The sequence below is a fragment of the Streptococcus pluranimalium genome, assembly GCF_002953735.1.
Classification (GTDB): Bacteria; Bacillota; Bacilli; order Lactobacillales; family Streptococcaceae; genus Streptococcus; species Streptococcus pluranimalium.
In genome coordinates this window covers 1,132,644-1,149,911 of record NZ_CP025536.1, presented here as the reverse complement: position 1 = coordinate 1,149,911, position 17,268 = coordinate 1,132,644, and the positions used below count along the sequence as shown (strand labels likewise).

Here is a 17,268-nt window from a genome sequence, read left to right as displayed (position 1 = left end):
CCTATAACTCCCTTAACTATAATAGTATTAATGACTAGGTAGAAAAGGGAGTTTTTATGCCAATAAAATTAGACACGCAGTTACCAGCTTTAGAGATTTTACGTTCAGAAAATGTTTTTATCATGGATAATGAACGTGCCCAACATCAAAATATTCGTCCCTTGGAAATTTTGATTGTTAATCTCATGCCGACCAAGGAAGCTACAGAAGTTCAGTTATTGAGACTCTTAGCTAATACCCCATTGCAAATCAATGTGGATTTTCTCTACATGGAAAGTCACGCTTCTAAGAATACAGAAACCCAGTATCTGAGGACTTTTTACAAGACCTTTGATGTCATTAAACACCGTTATTATGATGGCATGATCATCACAGGTGCTCCTGTTGAGACCATACCTTTTGAAGAGGTTGATTACTGGCAGGAGTTGACTAGGGTATTTGATTGGTCAAAAAGTCATGTCTATTCAACGCTACACCTTTGTTGGGGGGCTCAAGCCTCGCTCTACCACAAATACGGTATCAATAAGGTCTCATTAACCGAAAAATTATCTGGAGTCTATGAGCAGACGGTTGAAAATCCTACCAACCTCTTGTTCCGAGGCTTTGACGACAGTTTCAAGGCACCTCATTCAAGGTATACTGATATTCCCGAAGAGCTTGTTCAAGAAAAAACAGACTTAATGATTTTAGCTAAAGGGAAAGAAGTAGGCTTGTCTGTCTTGGCTTCTGGTGATTTAAGAGAAGTCTATAGCTTCGGTCATTTAGAATATGACCGTGACACTTTGGGAAATGAATACCTTAGAGACCAAGAGGCAGGTAAAAATCCTAAACTTCCGGTAGCCTATTATAAAAACGATCAACCAGAAGAAGGCATTCAGATGAGCTGGAGTTTAGCGGCAGCAACTTTTTTCAGTAACTGGATTAATTATGCGGTTTATCAAGAAACACCTTACCATTTAGAAGAATTACAAAAACATTATTAGAGGAATGTCATGACCTATACTCAAGCTATGAAACAAGGACATCTTGTTTTGCCGGCAGCTTTATTATTTCATTATCATCAGATTTTTGAGTCAGCTGAAGATTTTTTGGTTTGGCAATTCTTTTATTTTCAAAACACCAGTCATAAGGAAGAAATGGCTTCAAGTGAGATTGCGGAAAGTATTGGGAAAACAGTGACAGAAGTCAATCGTATCATTTCTCGTTTGACTGACCAAGACTTGCTGGATATGAAAACTATTGAACTTGGTGGTGAAATTGAGATGATCTTTGATACCACGCCAGCTATGGTCAAGTTAGATAATCTACTAACTGAGAAGAAGGAAACGCCAAAAACATCAGGGAATGCCTTTAAAGAATTGGTCCAAGATTTTGAAAATGAGTTGGGAAGATTACTCAGTCCCTTTGAATTGGAAGATTTGACCAAAACGGTCAAAGATGATGGCATTGATCCCGACTTGGTACGCCAAGCCCTCCGCGAAGCAGTCTTTAATAGTAAGACTAGTTGGAATTACATCAACGCTATTTTACGAAATTGGAAACGCGATGGTATCACTACTGTTCGTCAGGTTGAAGAAAGACGCCGTCAACGTGAAGAAGCTGACCCTAATAAGGTTACTGTTTCAGACGACTTCCTCAATGCCATGAATATATGGGGGAATGATAATTAATGGTTATTAGACCTGAATATCTAAATCACTCGAGTTTCTTTCTTCAAAATGAAGCAAGATCCCAATAGTCTCTGCTGGAAATCATGATTATTGTAAAAGATTAGGAAATCCTAATCTTTTTTACTATACAGTTGACATGTATAGTAAAACGATATATAATAGCCTTATAAAGTTAAACTGTATAGTGTATGGAAAAGAGGTGTATGGTCTTGAAAAGGGCGAAAGAACTCCCACTGACTGAAACGACCTACTATATTTTAATGGCTCTGTTAGAACCTGGACATGGTTACCTAATCATGCAAAAAGTAGAAGAGATGAGCCTAGGAGATGTCAAGATTGCTGCTGGTACCATGTATGGCGCCATTGAAAACTTATTAAAACTGGAATGGATTGCATCGGTTCCAACTGATGATAAGCGTCGAAAGGTATATCAGACAACAGTTAAAGGACGTGAAATATTAAAACTTGAGATTGAACGTTTTAAAAAATTGTTAATGGTTGCTGAAGATGAAATGATGAAAGGAGAGCATGATGCGGAAATGTAAATTATTTTTTGGGGATATCAAGAAAGAAGAGACTTGGATTAACGCAGTTCAAGCTAAAGGTTATGTTTTTGAGGGTGTATGAAGTTATGTGCCACTCTATCGTTTCCGAAAATCTAAGACTGGCAACTATCCGATTGTCAAAATTGATTTTAGGTCTTTTAAGAAAAATGAAGAGTATATAGACTATATACAACTGTTTAACGATTATGGTTGGGATCACATCAGTGGCTCACTTTGGTCAGGAGAACAGTATTTTCGTCAGCACTCCCCCACTGTTTCAGAGGAAATTTTTTCAGACGATGCTTCAGTTGTTGATATGAAAAAGAGATTATTAAAAAACGTAGCCTTCCTATTTATTCTCTTTAGTTTAACCAGTTTATCACTATTACTAAGTTATCAGAATGGTGGCTATCCATCATTTTTAAATCCAAAATCGTGGTATCTTACGCCAGGTTTGTGGCAGTTATCGGGTTGGGATTTTTGGGGACACTTTCTTTCTGAAACTCCCTTTGTTTTATTCAGAGCCCCTTTATTGGGAATAGTTTATGCTTTATTTGCTCTTGCTTATGGTAGAACCTATTTGACATTAAAAAATCGTTGATAATCGCAAGAATATTCACAGGATTACCACCCAAACTAGGGTGGTTTTTTGGTATAATAAAACTATTGTAAGAATGAAAGAGTAAAAAAAACAAATGGAAACACAATTATCAAAACGACTTTCAGAAGTTGCTAAGTTTGTCCCTAAAAATGCTGTTTTACTGGATGTGGGAAGTGACCATGCCTATCTTCCTATTGCTCTATTGGAACAAGGTCACATTGAGCGGGCTATTGCTGGTGAGGTGGTAGAAGGTCCCTATCAATCAGCTAACAAAAATGTGCAGTATTCACACTTATCAGATAAGATTGAGGTTCGTTTAGCCAATGGATTAGCAGCATTTGAAGCAAGTGACCATGTATCGGCGATTACAATCTGCGGCATGGGTGGTCGTTTAATCTCTGAGATTTTAGATGCTGGTAAGAAAAAGTTAGCAAGTGTTGAGCGCTTGATTTTGCAACCCAATAATCGTGAGGACGATTTACGACGTTGGCTTGAGAAAAATGATTTTCACATCGTTTCCGAAACAATGATGACCGAAAATAATAAATACTATGAAATTATCGTGGCTGAGCACGGGCAAATGACTTTATCAAACGATGACTCTCGCTTTGGTCCTTATCTTTTAAAAGATAAGTCTGCTGTTTTTAAAGCTAAATGGCAAAGAGAGTGGGAGAAGTTAGCATTTGCTCTGTCGTCTGTACCAGAAGATAAATTAGCAGAACGAGAGGTGCTTATGACTAAAATGGCAAAGATTAAGGAGGTCATTTCTGATGTTAGCTAAGGAAGTTATCGAAAAATATGAAAATTATTGTCCACCTGAATTATCCATGGAAGGTGATGTGGTTGGCCTTCAAATCGGTACTCTAAACAAGGACATCAAAAAGGTAATGGTAACGCTAGATGTCCGTGAAAACACGGTTGCAGAAGCTATCGCCAATGAAGTAGATTTGATTATTACCAAACATGCGCCAATTTTCAAAGGCATTAAGGATCTGGTATCGTCACCTCAACGTGACATACTGTTAGATTTGGTTAAACATGATATTGCTGTCTATGTTAGCCATACTAATATTGATATTATTCCAGATGGTCTCAATGACTGGTTTTGTGAAATTCTAGGTATTGAAAATACGGAACCCTTGTCTTTGACCACTGATCAAGGGGGTATTGGAAGGATTGGTGATATTCCTGAGCAGACTTTGGAGGATTTTGCCATGAAAGTTAAGGATAGCTTTGCTTTAGATAGTGTTCGAATGGTACGCTATGATGGCCAAAATCCAAGGGTTTCAAGAGTAGCTATCTGTGGTGGTTCGGGGCAATCCTTTTATCAAGAAGCTTTAGCAAAAGGTGCTCAGGTATACGTAACTGGTGATATTTATTATCATACAGCTCAGGAAATGATTACGGATGGTCTATACGCCATTGATCCGGGTCATCATATTGAAGTACTTTTTATCTCTGAGATTGCTAAACGTTTGAAGCAGTGGAAATTAGAGGAAAAATGGGAAGTGGATGTTCTTGAAAGTCAATCTTCGACTAATCCCTTTTCACATCGGTAGAGGTGATTTATGATTGAATGGATATCATCGCAAAATGTTGTGTTACTAGCTTTTTTAGCAGGTTTATTTACATGGGCTTGTACGATTGTTGGATCAGCTATTGTTTTTTTCTTTAAGCATATTAGTCGAAAGCTATTAGACGTCATGATGGGGTTTGCGGCAGGGGTCATGATTGCGGCTTCCTTTTGGTCGCTTTTAGCGCCGTCTATTTCCTATGCAGAAAGTTCTTATGGGAAATGGGCCTTTGTTCCAGCTGCGATAGGTTTTCTCTTGGGAGGTTATTTTATTCGTCTCATCGATGCTTTAGTGCCTCACTTGCATTTGGATAAAGATATTGAAGACGTCGAAGGATTGCAACCGGAGAAAAAATTGTCGAAAACTTCTCTCTTATTTTTAGCTATTATGATTCACAATATTCCGGAAGGTTTAGCTGTAGGCGTTACTTTTGGTGCCTTGGCTCAAGGGACTTTTAGCGTTCCGGCCTTGATTGGCGCTATCAGTCTTGCTGTAGGAATTGGTCTGCAAAATATTCCAGAAGGAGCTGCCTTATCTATTCCAATCCGTGCTGATGGTAAAAGTCGAAGAAGAGCCTTTTGTTTAGGTACTTTATCAGCTATTGTAGAGCCTATTTTTGCTGTTCTTGGTGCAGCTCTTGTTCTAGCCATGATGCCAATTTTGCCCTATGCCCTGTCTTTTGCAGCAGGCGCTATGATTTTCGTTGTAGTAGAAGAGTTAATTCCAGAGTCACAAACAAATGGTAATACGGATATTGCAACACTTGGTCTCATGATGGGATTTGTGATTATGATGGTGATGGATGTGGCCTTGGGTTAAGTCTTAAGAAAGGAAATAAAATGAAAGTTGCTATTATTGGCGCTGGTATTGTAGGTTCAACAGCAGCCTACTATTTGTCAAAAGAAGAGGATGTCCAAGTGACTGTTTTTGACCATGGTCTTGGTCAGGCGACAAAGGCAGCTGCAGGTATTATTAGTCCTTGGTTTTCACGCCGCCGTAATAAAGCTTGGTATAAAATGGCTCGCTTAGGAGCAGATTTTTATCCGCAACTAGTAGCAGATTTGCAAAAAGATGGATTTGACACGTCCTTTTATAAGCAAGTTGGTATTCTTCTTCATAAAAAGACACCTGAGCACTTTCAGGATTTATATGATTTAGCCCATAGTCGGATTGAAGAATCACCCTTGATTGGAGAATTGAAAATTCTTTCTGAAGAGGATGTTAAAGCTGCTTTTCCAGACTTAGAGACAAAAGGTCAAATGCTCTATGCCTCAGGTGCAGCTCGCTTAGATGGTGCTGCCTTAACGGAGACACTATTACAAGCGGCAGCTTGTCCAGTGATTTGTAAAGAAGTGACGGTGACTCAAGTCGGAAACTGTTACGACATTGACAGCCAGCATTTTGACAGGGTTATTCTGGCGACAGGTGCCTGGTTAGGAAAAATTTTGGAACCATTGGGTTACGAAGTGGATGTTCGTCCTCAAAAAGGACAGCTATTAGACTATCAGTTTGAGGATTACCAAACTGAAAATCTCCCTGTGTTTATGCCAGAAGGGGAACTAGATGTCATTCCTTTTGTGAATGGCAAGGTTTCTGTCGGTGCTAGCCACGAAAATGATAAAGGGTTTGATTTGACGGTGGATCAATCCGTTTTAGACCGATTAGAGTCAGAAGCGCGTGTTTTTTTTCCTAAAGTTGATGAGGCGCTAGCAAAAACGGATCGTATCGGTATCAGAGCTTACACTAGTGATTTTTCACCATTCTATGGTCACGTCCCTGATTTAGAAGGTGTCTATGTTGCCAGTGGCTTAGGATCATCAGGTTTGACAACAGGGCCACTCATTGCTAGAGAGCTCGTCTCAATGTTACAAAACCAAACCTTTTGGTTGGATGCCGAAGCTTATAAAGCTTCTAACTACATTTGGAACACATTGAAAGCTGACAAATATAGTTAAAATATGATAAAATAAAACGGTTACTAATTAAGGAAAAAATTTTCTATAAAAAGGAGTCCTTCATGATGAAAGGTATTATTCTTGCTGGTGGTTCAGGAACACGTTTGTATCCTTTAACACGTGCTGCGTCAAAACAACTCATGCCTATCTATGATAAGCCAATGATTTTTTACCCCTTGTCAACCTTGATGTTGGCTGGGATTAAAGATATTTTAATCATTTCAACACCTCAGGATCTTCCACGTTTTAAGGATTTGCTAGGAGATGGGTCAGAACTTGGCATTAACTTAGCCTACGCTGAACAGCCAAGTCCAGACGGTCTCGCACAAGCCTTTATTATTGGTGAGGAGTTTATCGGAGATGATAGTGTCTGCTTGATTCTAGGTGATAATATCTACCACGGTAATGGCTTGACTAAAATGCTTCAGCGTGCAGCTTCTAAATCAACAGGTGCGACTGTTTTTGGCTATCAAGTCAAAGACCCAGAGCGTTTTGGTGTGGTTGAATTTGATGAAAACATGAATGCTATTTCCATTGAAGAAAAACCAGAAGAACCAAAATCAAACTTTGCGGTTACTGGCCTTTATTTCTATGACAATGATGTGGTAGAGATCGCTAAAAATATCAAGCCTTCACCTCGTGGTGAGTTAGAAATTACGGACGTCAATAAAGCTTATCTTGACCGTGGCGATTTATCTGTTGAGTTGATGGGACGTGGTTTTGCTTGGTTGGATACTGGTACACATGAATCATTGCTTGAAGCTAGTCAATATATCGAAACCGTTCAACGCTTGCAAAATGTTCAAGTAGCAAACCTTGAGGAAATTGCTTACCGTATGGGTTATATTACCAAAGAACAAGTTCTTGAATTGGCACAACCACTGAAGAAAAATGAATACGGACAATACTTGCTCCGTTTGATTGGAGAAGCTTAATGACTGAACAATTTTTTGATAAAGAACTAGCCTGCCGCAAAATCGATGCTATTCCAGGGCTTTTGGAATTTGATATTCCTGTCCGTGGTGATAACCGTGGCTGGTTCAAAGAGAATTTCCAAAAAGAAAAAATGGTGCCACTTGGTTTTCCAGAAAGCTTCTTTGAAGAGGGAAAATTACAAAATAACGTCTCTTTCTCACGCAAAAATGTTCTTCGTGGCTTGCACGCAGAACCTTGGGATAAATATATCTCTGTTGCAGATGAAGGCAAGGTTTTAGGATCTTGGGTTGATCTCCGCGAAGGTGATACTTTTGGTAATGTCTATCAAACAGTTATTGATGCTTCAAAAGGTATCTTTGTGCCTCGAGGTGTTGCTAATGGTTTCCAAGTCTTGTCAGATAAGGTGTCTTATAGCTACTTGGTCAATGACTACTGGGCTTTGGAACTCAAGCCAAAGTACGCTTTTGTCAATTACGCAGATGAAACACTTGGTATCAAGTGGGAAAACCTAGAAGCAGCAGAAGTTTCAGAAGCAGATAAAAATCATCCCCTTCTCAAAGATGTCAAACCTTTAAAGAAAGAAGATTTATAAAATGTTTGAGAGCTTTTTGGAAATTGCAGAGCGACTCAATCATATTGGGATTACACCGCTTCTGATGGGCAGTCTAGGCTTAGAAATTCGAACTGGAAAAAGTTGGAATCCACAGGATATAGACATTCACGTCCCTAGTGATCCTAGAGGTTGGGAGGCACCTGATGAAGGAAGGATTTACCAGTTTGATGAACTCAATCTCATTATGGAAGCATTAGGCTATCATTTGGTCGACAGACATGAACACGAATTTCAGAAAAGTAATCTTTCCGTGGAATTCGGAGGTATTCATTCTCTACCAGCCTTTGCTGGTGTAGCCTTAGAAGATCTAGAAGAAATAGAGAATCAGGGCATTCGTTATTACCTTCCTACTTTGGAACAATACCTCAACATTTACCAAGCTTCTTCTAAAGATAGCTATCGCGCAGAAAACAACAACCAAAAAGATTTTGATAAAATTAACTATTTAAAAGAGATCTTAGATAAATAAGGCGAGTAAATCGAGCCTATAAAAGGGAGTTGCTTGCGTACTCCGCTACCTAAGGCAACTCCAAAAAAAGAAAATTGGAGAAAATAATGTTCAAACATATCATCGTCACAGGTGGAGCTGGTTTCATCGGTTCTAACTTCGTGCATTACGTTTACAATAACCACCCAGAAGTCCGCGTGACTGTTCTTGATAAACTCACTTATGCTGGGAATAAAGCGAATATCGAATCTATTCTTGGTGATCGCGTTGAATTGGTTGTTGGCGACATTGCTGATGCGGCATTAGTGGATCAATTGGCTGCTAAGGCTGATGCCATTGTTCACTACGCAGCTGAGAGTCATAATGATAATTCTCTCAATGATCCAAGTCCATTTATTCACACCAACTTTATCGGAACTTACACCCTACTTGAAGCAGCTCGTAAGTACGATATCCGTTTCCACCATGTGTCAACAGATGAAGTTTATGGTGATTTACCACTTCGTGAAGATTTACCAGGACATGGTGAGGGACCAGGTGAAAAATTCACTGCCGAAACCAACTACAACCCATCATCACCTTATTCATCAACTAAGGCAGCATCAGACTTGATAGTCAAAGCTTGGGTGCGCTCATTTGGTGTCAAGGCGACTATTTCTAACTGTTCAAATAACTACGGACCATACCAACACATTGAGAAGTTTATTCCGCGCCAAATCACCAACATATTGGCTGGCATTAAACCAAAACTTTATGGTGAGGGTAAAAACGTTCGTGACTGGATTCATACCAATGATCATTCAACTGGAGTTTGGGCTATCTTAACTAAGGGGCGTATGGGCGAAACTTACTTGATTGGTGCTGATGGTGAAAAGAACAACAAAGAAGTTCTTGAAATGATTCTTGAAAAAATGGGGCAACCTAAAGATGCTTATGATCACGTCACAGACCGTGCAGGTCATGACTTACGTTATGCTATTGATTCAAGTAAGCTTCGTGAAGAGCTAGGCTGGGAACCACAATTTACTAACTTCTCAGAAGGTTTAGAAGAGACTATCAAGTGGTACACTGACAACCAAGAGTGGTGGAAAGCAGAAAAAGAAGCCGTTGAAGCAAAATACGCTGCAACGCAAAAAGTTATTAAGTAAAACAAAAAACTTGTCTTTCAAGAAGAATGAAAGACAAGTTTTTTCGTTTGTAAAATATCATAGCGTTAGTCACAATCTCTATATGATTATAATGATAGGACTTTCAAAATTTTTCAAGTCAAAAAGTGATGTTTAATTCTCAACAAATCTGTGGATAGAGAGTAGGTGGCATCTTAGTGTAAATGTTAGAGGCTGATAAAAGATGCTGTTTGAGGAGAAAATTTTTGACAATAAAACCCATCATCTCAAATTTTTTATAACAATTTGGGAGATGGGTTTTTCTGATTCGGAATACTTTTCTCAGCTTCCTTATTTTCCAAAGAGATTTTTAACTTTGTCAACAACACCGCTGACAGCATCAGAATTTTCGATTAATCCTTTGGCTTTATCAAAATATTGTCCTAAATCTTCTTTGTGGTCTTCGATGAAGGTTTTAGCTTCTGAAAAATCCTTCTTGGCAATCATTTCTTTGACTTGGTCGAATAGTTCTTGTGGTTTCATATGAGTACCCCTTTCTATTATCAATTAAAACACTTTATGAAAGAAATAGCAATTTATTTGAATAGCAGACAGACACATTCTGGAACGTGAAAGTCGTCTGATAAGACAGTTAATCTACCAGTTTCAGGAGAACGTTTAAAAACTGTAATATTATCAGAGTCTTGATGAGCGACAATAAGGTGTTTTTCATCAGGTGATAGGATAAAATCTCTTGGAATATTGCCTCTGGAATTTTCGAGTTGAAGAAGTTCTAAACAACCATTGTCCTGAATCTTATATACCGCAATGGAATCAGGACCGCGATTGCTGGCATAAAGAAAGTTTCCATCAGATGATAGGCGTATGGCAGCAGTTGCATTGAAGTCTTGATAGCTATTGGGAATGGTTGAGATGATATCCAATCGTTCAAAATGACCATTTCCTGTATAAGACAGTATTTCAATGCTTGCGTTTAATTCACATAAGAGATAAGCGATTGGTAAGTGAGGATGAAAAACAAGGTGTCTAGGACCAGCTCCAGAAGTAGAATCATAAGTATCCAAGGGATTTAGTCTGCCTTCACTGCTGATAGCATAAGTGATCATCTGATCACTTCCTAAGTCACAGGTGACTAAAACATTATCTGGTGTTAATCCAACAAAATGTACATGTGCCGTTTCTTGATTCGGATGTGGACCATTTCCGTCGTGTTTTATGATATCTGACAGTGTTAAAGAACCGTCAGAATTAACAAAATAAACTGAGATTTCACCTTTGTGGTAGTTTGCCCCATAAGCTAATTGTCGTTGTTGATCAAAATGAAGGTGGCAAAGGGGTGCGCCTTCCAAAAGAACATGGTTAATTTCTTTGCCACCTGCATTGAAAGAAGCGATGCCTCCCATCTTATTGTTTTGCTTAACCGCAAGCAAATCTCCCTTATTAGCCCAAGCTAAATAAGTTGGCTGTTTAGTTTTGGTAAAGAGCTGGCATTCGAAGAGTTTCCCGCTTTTAGTATCAAATTTAGCCTGATAAATGCCCTGAGACAGGCGCTTAGTATAAGTTCCGAAAAGTAGTGTATGAATCATATAAAGACTTCTCTTCTGGTTTTCCAGTTCTTGAAGAAATTATAGCACATTTTGGAGAATAACTTGATATAATAGTTAGATAAGTGAAAGAGGTGATTAAATGACGAAGTTGGCAACTATCTGCTATATTGATAACGGAAAAGAACTTTTACTCATGCACCGGAATAAAAAAGAAAACGATGTTCATGAAGGTAAATGGATTTCAGTTGGTGGAAAGCTAGAGGCTGGTGAATCTCCTGAAGAATGTGCTATTCGGGAAATTTTTGAAGAAACGCATCTAAAAGTGAAACAAATGGATTTTAAGGGTGTGATTACTTTTCCTAATTTTACGCCTGGCCATGACTGGTACACCTATGTGTTTAAGGTAACAGCATTTGAAGGAGAGTTGATCTCAGATGATGAATCTCTTGAAGGAACTTTAGAGTGGGTACCATATAGTAAAGTTCTTGAAAAACCAACTTGGGAAGGTGACTATCAAATGTTTAAATGGATATTGGAAGATGTACCTTTTTTCTCGGCAAAATTTACTTATCAGGAAAATAGACTTATTGATCAAAAGGTGACTTTCTATCAAGGCCTTAACAAAAAGGAGCTCAAATGAAACAATCAGAAGATAAAAAAATAGCCTTTAGCTGGTTTTTTAAGTGGTTTTTAAATAGTAAAGGGGCAATCATTCTGCTTGTAAGTTTCCTTTTGTTCCTCAATATCTTTTTGCTTACTAAGATTTCCCATTTATTTAAACCTGTCGTTGATTTTCTTGCTGTTATCATGTTACCGATTGTGATATCAGCCTTACTATATTATTTATTGAAACCCTTTGTTGATTTCTTTGAAAAACAATTTAAACTAAAACGCACGCTTGCCATTGCTCTAGTTTTTATTATTGTTATTGCCTTACTTATCTGGGGCATAGCAGTATTGGTACCAGCTGTTGAAAATCAATTTAGCAACTTCATGCTGAACCTACCTGCCTACATTGAAGATATCGAACATCAACTCACACGCTTGCTTGAAAATAGAGAATTAAACGATTTCACCATTGAGTTGCAAAAAGTTATTAATGATTTATCCGAAAATATTATCAGCTACGCTCAGCGTATCTCTTCTTCTTTTGTAACATGGGCAGGAGATTTTGCTTCGACAGTTGCTAGAGTAGCGGTTGCTATCTTAATTTCACCTTTTATTTTATTTTATTTATTAAGAGATGGTGACCAATTAAAAGGCTATGTTACCCAATTTTTACCACCTAAGTTAAGACAGCCAACAACACGTGTGTTGACAAAGATTAATAAACAATTGTCGGGTTATGTTCAAGGGCAGGTGCTTGTTGCCGTTGCAGTAGGGATTATGTTTGCTGTGATGTACAGCATCATCGGCTTAAGATATAGTGTAACCTTAGGTATTATTGCAGGATTTTTGAATCTAGTTCCTTATTTGGGGAGCTTTATTGCCCAGATTCCAGTTTTTATTTTAGCAGCGATTTCAGGTCCGACAATGATTCTGAAAGTCATTATTGTTTTTATGATTGAGCAAACTATGGAAGGCCGAATTGTAAGTCCTTTAGTACTCGGAAGCAAACTTAGTATTCATCCCATCACTATCTTATTTGTGCTTCTAACAGCGGGATCGTTATTCGGGATTTGGGGAGTCTTTTTAGCCATTCCTATCTATGCTTCAGTTAAGGTTATCGCTATCGAAATTTTTGATTGGTATAAAGTCGTGAGTGGCCTTTATAAAGCAGATTTTATTGAGGAGAATTCGGAAGATGTGGAATAGTGAAAAAATGGTGGCGTCCATTCAAAGTCAGGATCTAGCCCATGCTGATAAGTATTTTGAGCGTGCGCTAAAAGAAGATGATGAGCAAGTCTTATTGGACTTGGGATCCTATTTAGAAAGTATTGGATTTTTGCCACAGGCTAAGCGTATTTATGACAAATTACGAAGCCAGTATCCAGACGTCAATCTAAATTTAGCTCAAATTGTTGCAGAAGATGGAGATTTTGAAGCAGCCTTTCTCTATTTAGATGCTATTGATTCGGAATCCGAAGACTATATCAATGCTCTTGTTATTATGGCAGATCTCTATCAGATGGAAGGTCTAGCTGATGTGGCAAGAGACAAATTAGAACAAGCACTCGCTTTGTCAGACCAGCCTTTGATTCGTTTTGGTCTGGCAGAAATGCAGATGGAAGTTGGGGATTTCAAAGAGGCTATCACTAACTACGCAGCTCTTGATAATCGTGCCATATTGGAAGAAACGGGTGTATCTACCTATGAGCGGATTGGTCGTGCTTATGCTGATATGGGAAAATTTGAAGCAGCCATTGAGTTTTTGGAAAAGGCTGTAGAGATTGACTACGACGATATGACTGTCTTTGAATTAGCAACACTCTTATTTGACCAAGAAGAATACCAAAGGGCTAATCTTTATTTTAAACAGTTAGATACCATGAATCCTGATTTTGCAGGTTATGAGTATTATTATGCCCAATCGCTTCATGAAGAACATAAGATCGAGGAAGCTTTAAAGCTCACACAACAGGGCTTGTCAAAAAATGCATATGATAGCCAATTATTGTTATTAGCCTCCCAATTAGCCTATGAGAATCATGATGCTAAGTTATCAGAATCCTATCTCTTATCAGCTAAAGATTTAGCAGAAGATATGGAAGAAGTGACTCTACGTTTAACGAATCTTTACTTAGAAGAAGAACGCTATGAAGAAGTTGTTAGCTTAGAAATCGCAGACCTTGATAATCTTCTAGCAAAATGGAATATCGCCAAGGCACATCAGGCCCTGGATCAAGAAGAAGAGGCGTATGCTATTTATCAAGATATTGCCAAAGACCTTAACCAGAATCCTGAGTTTCTCCATGATTACGCTTATATCTTAAGAGAATTCGGTCAACTTGAGTTAGCAACAGAAACAGCTAAAACTTACTTAAGTTTGGTACCGGATGATTTAAATATGCAAAGCTTTTTGGAAGAATTAAGTCATTAGTATTTTCCTTTGTCAAACTGTTTTATCTGATTGTCATGTTCATAGTCGATAAGATAATCTGACGTTAACGCAATAAAAAACGATCACATTCTTATGGTTCTTCCATAACGAGATGTGATCGTTTTTCTGTTCTTTTATAGAGATGACTTTATTCTCATACTCTGAATCTTCTCTTCTGTGGGTGTGACACGCAGTGTTTTTTGACCTGTGTATGTCACAAAACCGGGCTTGGCAGCAGTCGGTTTATGCAATTTTTTAGCTTCAATCATATCCACTTGTACTAAGTTCGAAAGACGGGCTTTGGAATAGTATGCAGCCAACTCAGCTGCGTCTGTCTTGACCTCATCACTTGGATCAAGATTGTCTTTGATAAGGACATGGCTTCCTGGAATATCTTTGGCGTGGAACCAAAGTTCTCCTTTTTTAGCCATTTTAAAGGTTAATTCTTCGTTTTGAAGATTATTACGCCCGACCATGATAATGGTTTGCCCATCTGAAGCCAGATATTGTTCTGGTTTTTTACGCTTATGGCGTTTATCAGTGGAACGGCGTTTCATAAAGCCAGACTCAATCAACTCCTCACGAATCTCACCAATATCATCCATGGTCGCCTGAGAAAGATTGACATCGACACTTTCAAAATAGGCGATACTTTGCTTGGTTTCTTCAATCAAGCCTTTAAGATGTTTAACAGCTTCTTTAAGTTTTTGGTATTTTTTAAAATAACGCTGGGCGTTTTGGTTTGGAGTTAAGGCAAGGTCAAGAGCGATAGTGATAGGCTCTCCGGTATAGTAGTTATCTAGTGTAACTGAGTCTTTATCATTGGGGACCATAGCCATATAGGTGGTTAGGAGTTCTCCTTTTTGACGAAAGTCCTCTGCTGACTCTGTAGCAGCTAGTTCAGCCTCTTGTTTAATGAGTTTTTTCCGGTTTTTTTCCAGTTCATTCTGCACGCGATGAATGAGGTCGCTAGCTTGTTGGCTGATGCGGTCACGTTCCGCTTTTTCTTGATAGAAGTGATCCATAAGGTCTGACAAACTATCAAAAGTTTGGACAGTATCAGTAAAAGCAACTGCTGAAAATGATTTTTCGGTTAGGCTTGGCTGACTGTCTTGTGCAAAAAACTGGCGGAAGGTTTTTAATTTTTGATCGGCATGTGCTAGTTGCTCTGATAACTCTTTAGCCGTATCGCGACCTAAACCTTGGAAGGTATGCTGTAACTGTTTCGTTGATAAATCTGTCGTTTGCAGGATTTCGAATAACTTGATATCGTCAATTGTGAAGGGATTGAGGGCATCTGTCTTTGGCGGAGCAATGTAGCTAGCCCCTGGTAAAATGGTTCGGTAAGAATTTTGTGAGAAGCCTATATGCTTGATGGACTCGATAATCTTATTCTCATTTTTATCAATCAAAATGATATTACTATGTTTCCCCATAATTTCAACAACCAAGGTCACTTTGATATGATCACCAATTTCATTTTTATTAGAAACAGTGATTTCTAAAATTCTATCATTTTCAATCTGGCTAACCGATTCAATGACAGCTCCCTGAAGATACTTTCGCATAATCATAGTGTAAGTATTAGGGCTTTGAGGATTCTGAAAGTCTGCTTTTGTCGTTTGAACACGCCCGAAAACAGGGTGAGCAGACAAAAGTAATTTATAGTTTTGACGATTGTTACGAATGGTTAGGACTAGTTCCCGCTCAAAAGGCTGATTAACTTTTTGAATTCGTCCGTATAAAATAAAGTCCTGTAATTCTTTGGTTAAATGATGTAAAAAAAAGCCGTCAAAAGACATGGGTATCAATCTCCTAATATCAGTATATTATTGACAATTCACTCGTTTATTACTGTTAACGTATCAATCTATTATACCATAAGTAGTAAATCCATAAGTTTTTAAAGTTTTTTTAAAAAATCGTTTGCAATTGTCAGAATTTATAGTATAATGATACAAAACAAACGGAAGGAAGTACTGATATGACAACACAAATCACACTTTGGCAAAGCTGGCGTAGATAAAAGTTGTGTTTGTGTGGTTTAGCATAGATACGACTTTTGATGTACTTCAAAAAGGACAGTATCTATGCGCAGCTCTATCGGTTATTATGATGAGATAAAGGCGCGTAGTTTCAAAACTAGGTGCTTTTCTTTTTGGAAAATTTTAGGTTTAAGTTGATAAAAGAGGAGAAATCAGATGAAAAACAAAGCCGTTATTGGAACTTTAGCCGTCTTGGCACTTATTATTGTTGGATCTATTTTTTATAGTTTGGGGCAGAGTAATGCAGGCTCAGAAAAATCACCTAAAGAAAAAGTTAAAGTTGGTGTTTTACAATTCGTTACCCATGATGCCTTAGATGCTATTAATGAGGGCATTTCAAAAGGTCTCGAAGAGTCAGGCTATGGTAAGGATCGTGTTGAGATTGATTACGTTAATGCTGAAGCAGATCAATCAAAAATTCAGACCATGAGTAAACAACTGGTAGCAAACGGCAATGATGTCCTTGTTGGGATTGCGACACCGGCTGCCCAAGGTTTAGCAAATGCAACAAAAGATATTCCAGTAGTTATGGGAGCTATCTCAGATCCAGTGGGTGCCAAACTAGTTTCTGATTTAAAACACCCATCAGCCAATATCACAGGTGTTTCAAACCAAGTTCCAGTTGCTCAAGAAGTTGAGCTAATCACCAAGTTAACGCCTGATGCTAAAACAATTGGAGTCCTTTATGCTAGCAGTGAAGATAATTCGCAAAGTCAAGTTGAGAAGTTCGAAAAATTAGCTAAAGAAAAAGGTTTAACCGTTAAAACCTATGCGGTTCCTTCAACGAATGAAATCACCTCTACTATGGCTGTTATGACTGGAAAAGTAGATGCTATTTTCGTCCCTCAAGATAATACAATCGCTAGTGCTATGAAAACAGTAGCGGCTTCTGCCAACAAAGCGAAATTACCAGTCTATGTCGTTGATGATAGTATGGTAAAAAATGGCGGTTTCGCAGCGATAGGACAAAATCAATTTGACCTCGGGGTCGAAACAGGGAAAATGGTTGCCCAAATCCTTGATGGAAAAGCTGTTAAAGACATGCCTGTTAATGTTATTAACACAGGTACACCGACTCTCAACATGAAAGTGGCTAAGGAACTTGGTATTGATATTCCACAAGAAGTTCTGGACGAGGCAGAAATATCTGTTAAAGCTGATTAAATA

Annotated in this window: 19 protein-coding genes; 16 read left to right on the top strand and 3 right to left on the bottom strand. The window is 38.3% G+C overall.

Features of this window, described 5'->3' with window-relative positions; all coding sequences use genetic code 11:
* The first annotated feature begins 56 nt into the window (after positions 1 to 56).
* The 12 genes from C0J00_RS05875 (at position 57) to rfbB (ending at position 9,490) form a co-directional block, all read left to right on the top strand.
* On the top strand, positions 57 to 983 hold the full coding sequence (locus tag C0J00_RS05875) for a homoserine O-succinyltransferase (RefSeq protein WP_104967996.1): 927 nt from the start codon (positions 57 to 59) through the stop codon (positions 981 to 983).
* A gap of 9 nt (positions 984 to 992) precedes the next feature.
* Entirely contained in the window at positions 993 to 1,670 is a 678-nt protein-coding gene (locus C0J00_RS05870) for a DnaD domain-containing protein (protein ID WP_104967995.1), read from the top strand.
* 209 nt (positions 1,671 to 1,879) lie between these two features.
* Positions 1,880 to 2,215, top strand: a complete 336-nt coding sequence (locus C0J00_RS05865) for a PadR family transcriptional regulator (RefSeq protein ID WP_104968850.1) — start codon at positions 1,880 to 1,882, stop codon at positions 2,213 to 2,215.
* Positions 2,216 to 2,303: 88 nt separating this feature from the next.
* Positions 2,304 to 2,816 carry a DUF2812 domain-containing protein gene (locus C0J00_RS05860; RefSeq protein WP_104967994.1) on the top strand — a complete coding sequence of 171 codons (513 nt, stop codon included), beginning with the start codon at positions 2,304 to 2,306 and terminating at the stop codon, positions 2,814 to 2,816.
* Between the two features lie 94 nt (positions 2,817 to 2,910).
* The gene (locus tag C0J00_RS05855; RefSeq protein WP_104967993.1) at positions 2,911 to 3,597 is read left to right on the top strand and encodes a tRNA (adenine(22)-N(1))-methyltransferase; all 687 of its coding nucleotides are present in this window, start codon (positions 2,911 to 2,913) and stop codon (positions 3,595 to 3,597) included.
* A complete protein-coding gene (locus C0J00_RS05850) occupies positions 3,587 to 4,375 on the top strand; it encodes a Nif3-like dinuclear metal center hexameric protein (protein ID WP_104967992.1) in 789 nt (262 codons plus the stop codon). Before C0J00_RS05855 ends, C0J00_RS05850 begins: the two co-directional genes overlap by 11 nt.
* A gap of 12 nt (positions 4,376 to 4,387) precedes the next feature.
* Positions 4,388 to 5,209, top strand: a complete 822-nt coding sequence (locus C0J00_RS05845; protein ID WP_104968849.1) for a ZIP family metal transporter — start codon at positions 4,388 to 4,390, stop codon at positions 5,207 to 5,209.
* A gap of 20 nt (positions 5,210 to 5,229) precedes the next feature.
* The gene (locus tag C0J00_RS05840) at positions 5,230 to 6,345 is read left to right on the top strand and encodes an NAD(P)/FAD-dependent oxidoreductase (RefSeq protein WP_104967991.1); all 1,116 of its coding nucleotides are present in this window, start codon (positions 5,230 to 5,232) and stop codon (positions 6,343 to 6,345) included.
* A gap of 65 nt (positions 6,346 to 6,410) precedes the next feature.
* Complete coding sequence (gene rfbA, locus C0J00_RS05835) at positions 6,411 to 7,280, top strand: glucose-1-phosphate thymidylyltransferase RfbA (RefSeq protein WP_104968848.1); 870 nt, start codon at positions 6,411 to 6,413, stop codon at positions 7,278 to 7,280.
* A complete protein-coding gene (locus C0J00_RS05830; protein WP_104967990.1) occupies positions 7,280 to 7,873 on the top strand; it encodes a dTDP-4-dehydrorhamnose 3,5-epimerase family protein in 594 nt (197 codons plus the stop codon). The genes rfbA and C0J00_RS05830 overlap by 1 nt, the downstream gene beginning before the upstream one ends.
* 1 nt (position 7,874) lies before the next feature.
* Positions 7,875 to 8,363: a phosphoribosylanthranilate isomerase gene (locus C0J00_RS05825; RefSeq protein WP_104967989.1), complete on the top strand. Its 489-nt coding sequence runs from the start codon at positions 7,875 to 7,877 to the stop codon at positions 8,361 to 8,363.
* Positions 8,364 to 8,449: 86 nt separating this feature from the next.
* Entirely contained in the window at positions 8,450 to 9,490 is a 1,041-nt protein-coding gene (gene rfbB, locus C0J00_RS05820; RefSeq protein WP_104967988.1) for a dTDP-glucose 4,6-dehydratase, read from the top strand.
* Between the two features lie 309 nt (positions 9,491 to 9,799).
* On the opposite strand, the gene C0J00_RS05815 is transcribed toward rfbB, so the two are convergent.
* Entirely contained in the window at positions 9,800 to 9,991 is a 192-nt protein-coding gene (locus C0J00_RS05815; protein WP_104967987.1) for a hypothetical protein, read from the bottom strand.
* Between the two features lie 53 nt (positions 9,992 to 10,044).
* Positions 10,045 to 11,055: a lactonase family protein gene (locus C0J00_RS05810; protein WP_104967986.1), complete on the bottom strand. Its 1,011-nt coding sequence runs from the start codon at positions 11,053 to 11,055 to the stop codon at positions 10,045 to 10,047.
* Between the two features lie 100 nt (positions 11,056 to 11,155).
* Here C0J00_RS05810 and C0J00_RS05805 point away from each other — a divergent pair, with 100 nt between their 5' ends.
* From C0J00_RS05805 to C0J00_RS05795, 3 genes are read left to right on the top strand one after another with little or no spacing between them, the layout of a single operon-like run.
* Positions 11,156 to 11,656: an NUDIX hydrolase gene (locus C0J00_RS05805; protein WP_104967985.1), complete on the top strand. Its 501-nt coding sequence runs from the start codon at positions 11,156 to 11,158 to the stop codon at positions 11,654 to 11,656.
* Positions 11,653 to 12,831 carry an AI-2E family transporter gene (locus C0J00_RS05800; protein WP_104967984.1) on the top strand — a complete coding sequence of 393 codons (1,179 nt, stop codon included), beginning with the start codon at positions 11,653 to 11,655 and terminating at the stop codon, positions 12,829 to 12,831. Before C0J00_RS05805 ends, C0J00_RS05800 begins: the two co-directional genes overlap by 4 nt.
* Positions 12,821 to 14,056: a tetratricopeptide repeat protein gene (locus C0J00_RS05795; protein ID WP_104967983.1), complete on the top strand. Its 1,236-nt coding sequence runs from the start codon at positions 12,821 to 12,823 to the stop codon at positions 14,054 to 14,056. The genes C0J00_RS05800 and C0J00_RS05795 overlap by 11 nt, the downstream gene beginning before the upstream one ends.
* 134 nt (positions 14,057 to 14,190) lie before the next feature.
* On the opposite strand, the gene C0J00_RS05790 is transcribed toward C0J00_RS05795, so the two are convergent.
* Positions 14,191 to 15,858, bottom strand: coding sequence for an Rqc2 family fibronectin-binding protein (locus C0J00_RS05790; RefSeq protein WP_104967982.1), 1,668 nt, complete (start codon positions 15,856 to 15,858; stop codon positions 14,191 to 14,193).
* A gap of 399 nt (positions 15,859 to 16,257) precedes the next feature.
* Between C0J00_RS05790 and trpX the strand changes: the two genes are divergently transcribed.
* Positions 16,258 to 17,265, top strand: coding sequence for a tryptophan ABC transporter substrate-binding protein (gene trpX, locus C0J00_RS05785; RefSeq protein WP_104967981.1), 1,008 nt, complete (start codon positions 16,258 to 16,260; stop codon positions 17,263 to 17,265).
* Positions 17,266 to 17,268: the final 3 nt, after the last annotated feature.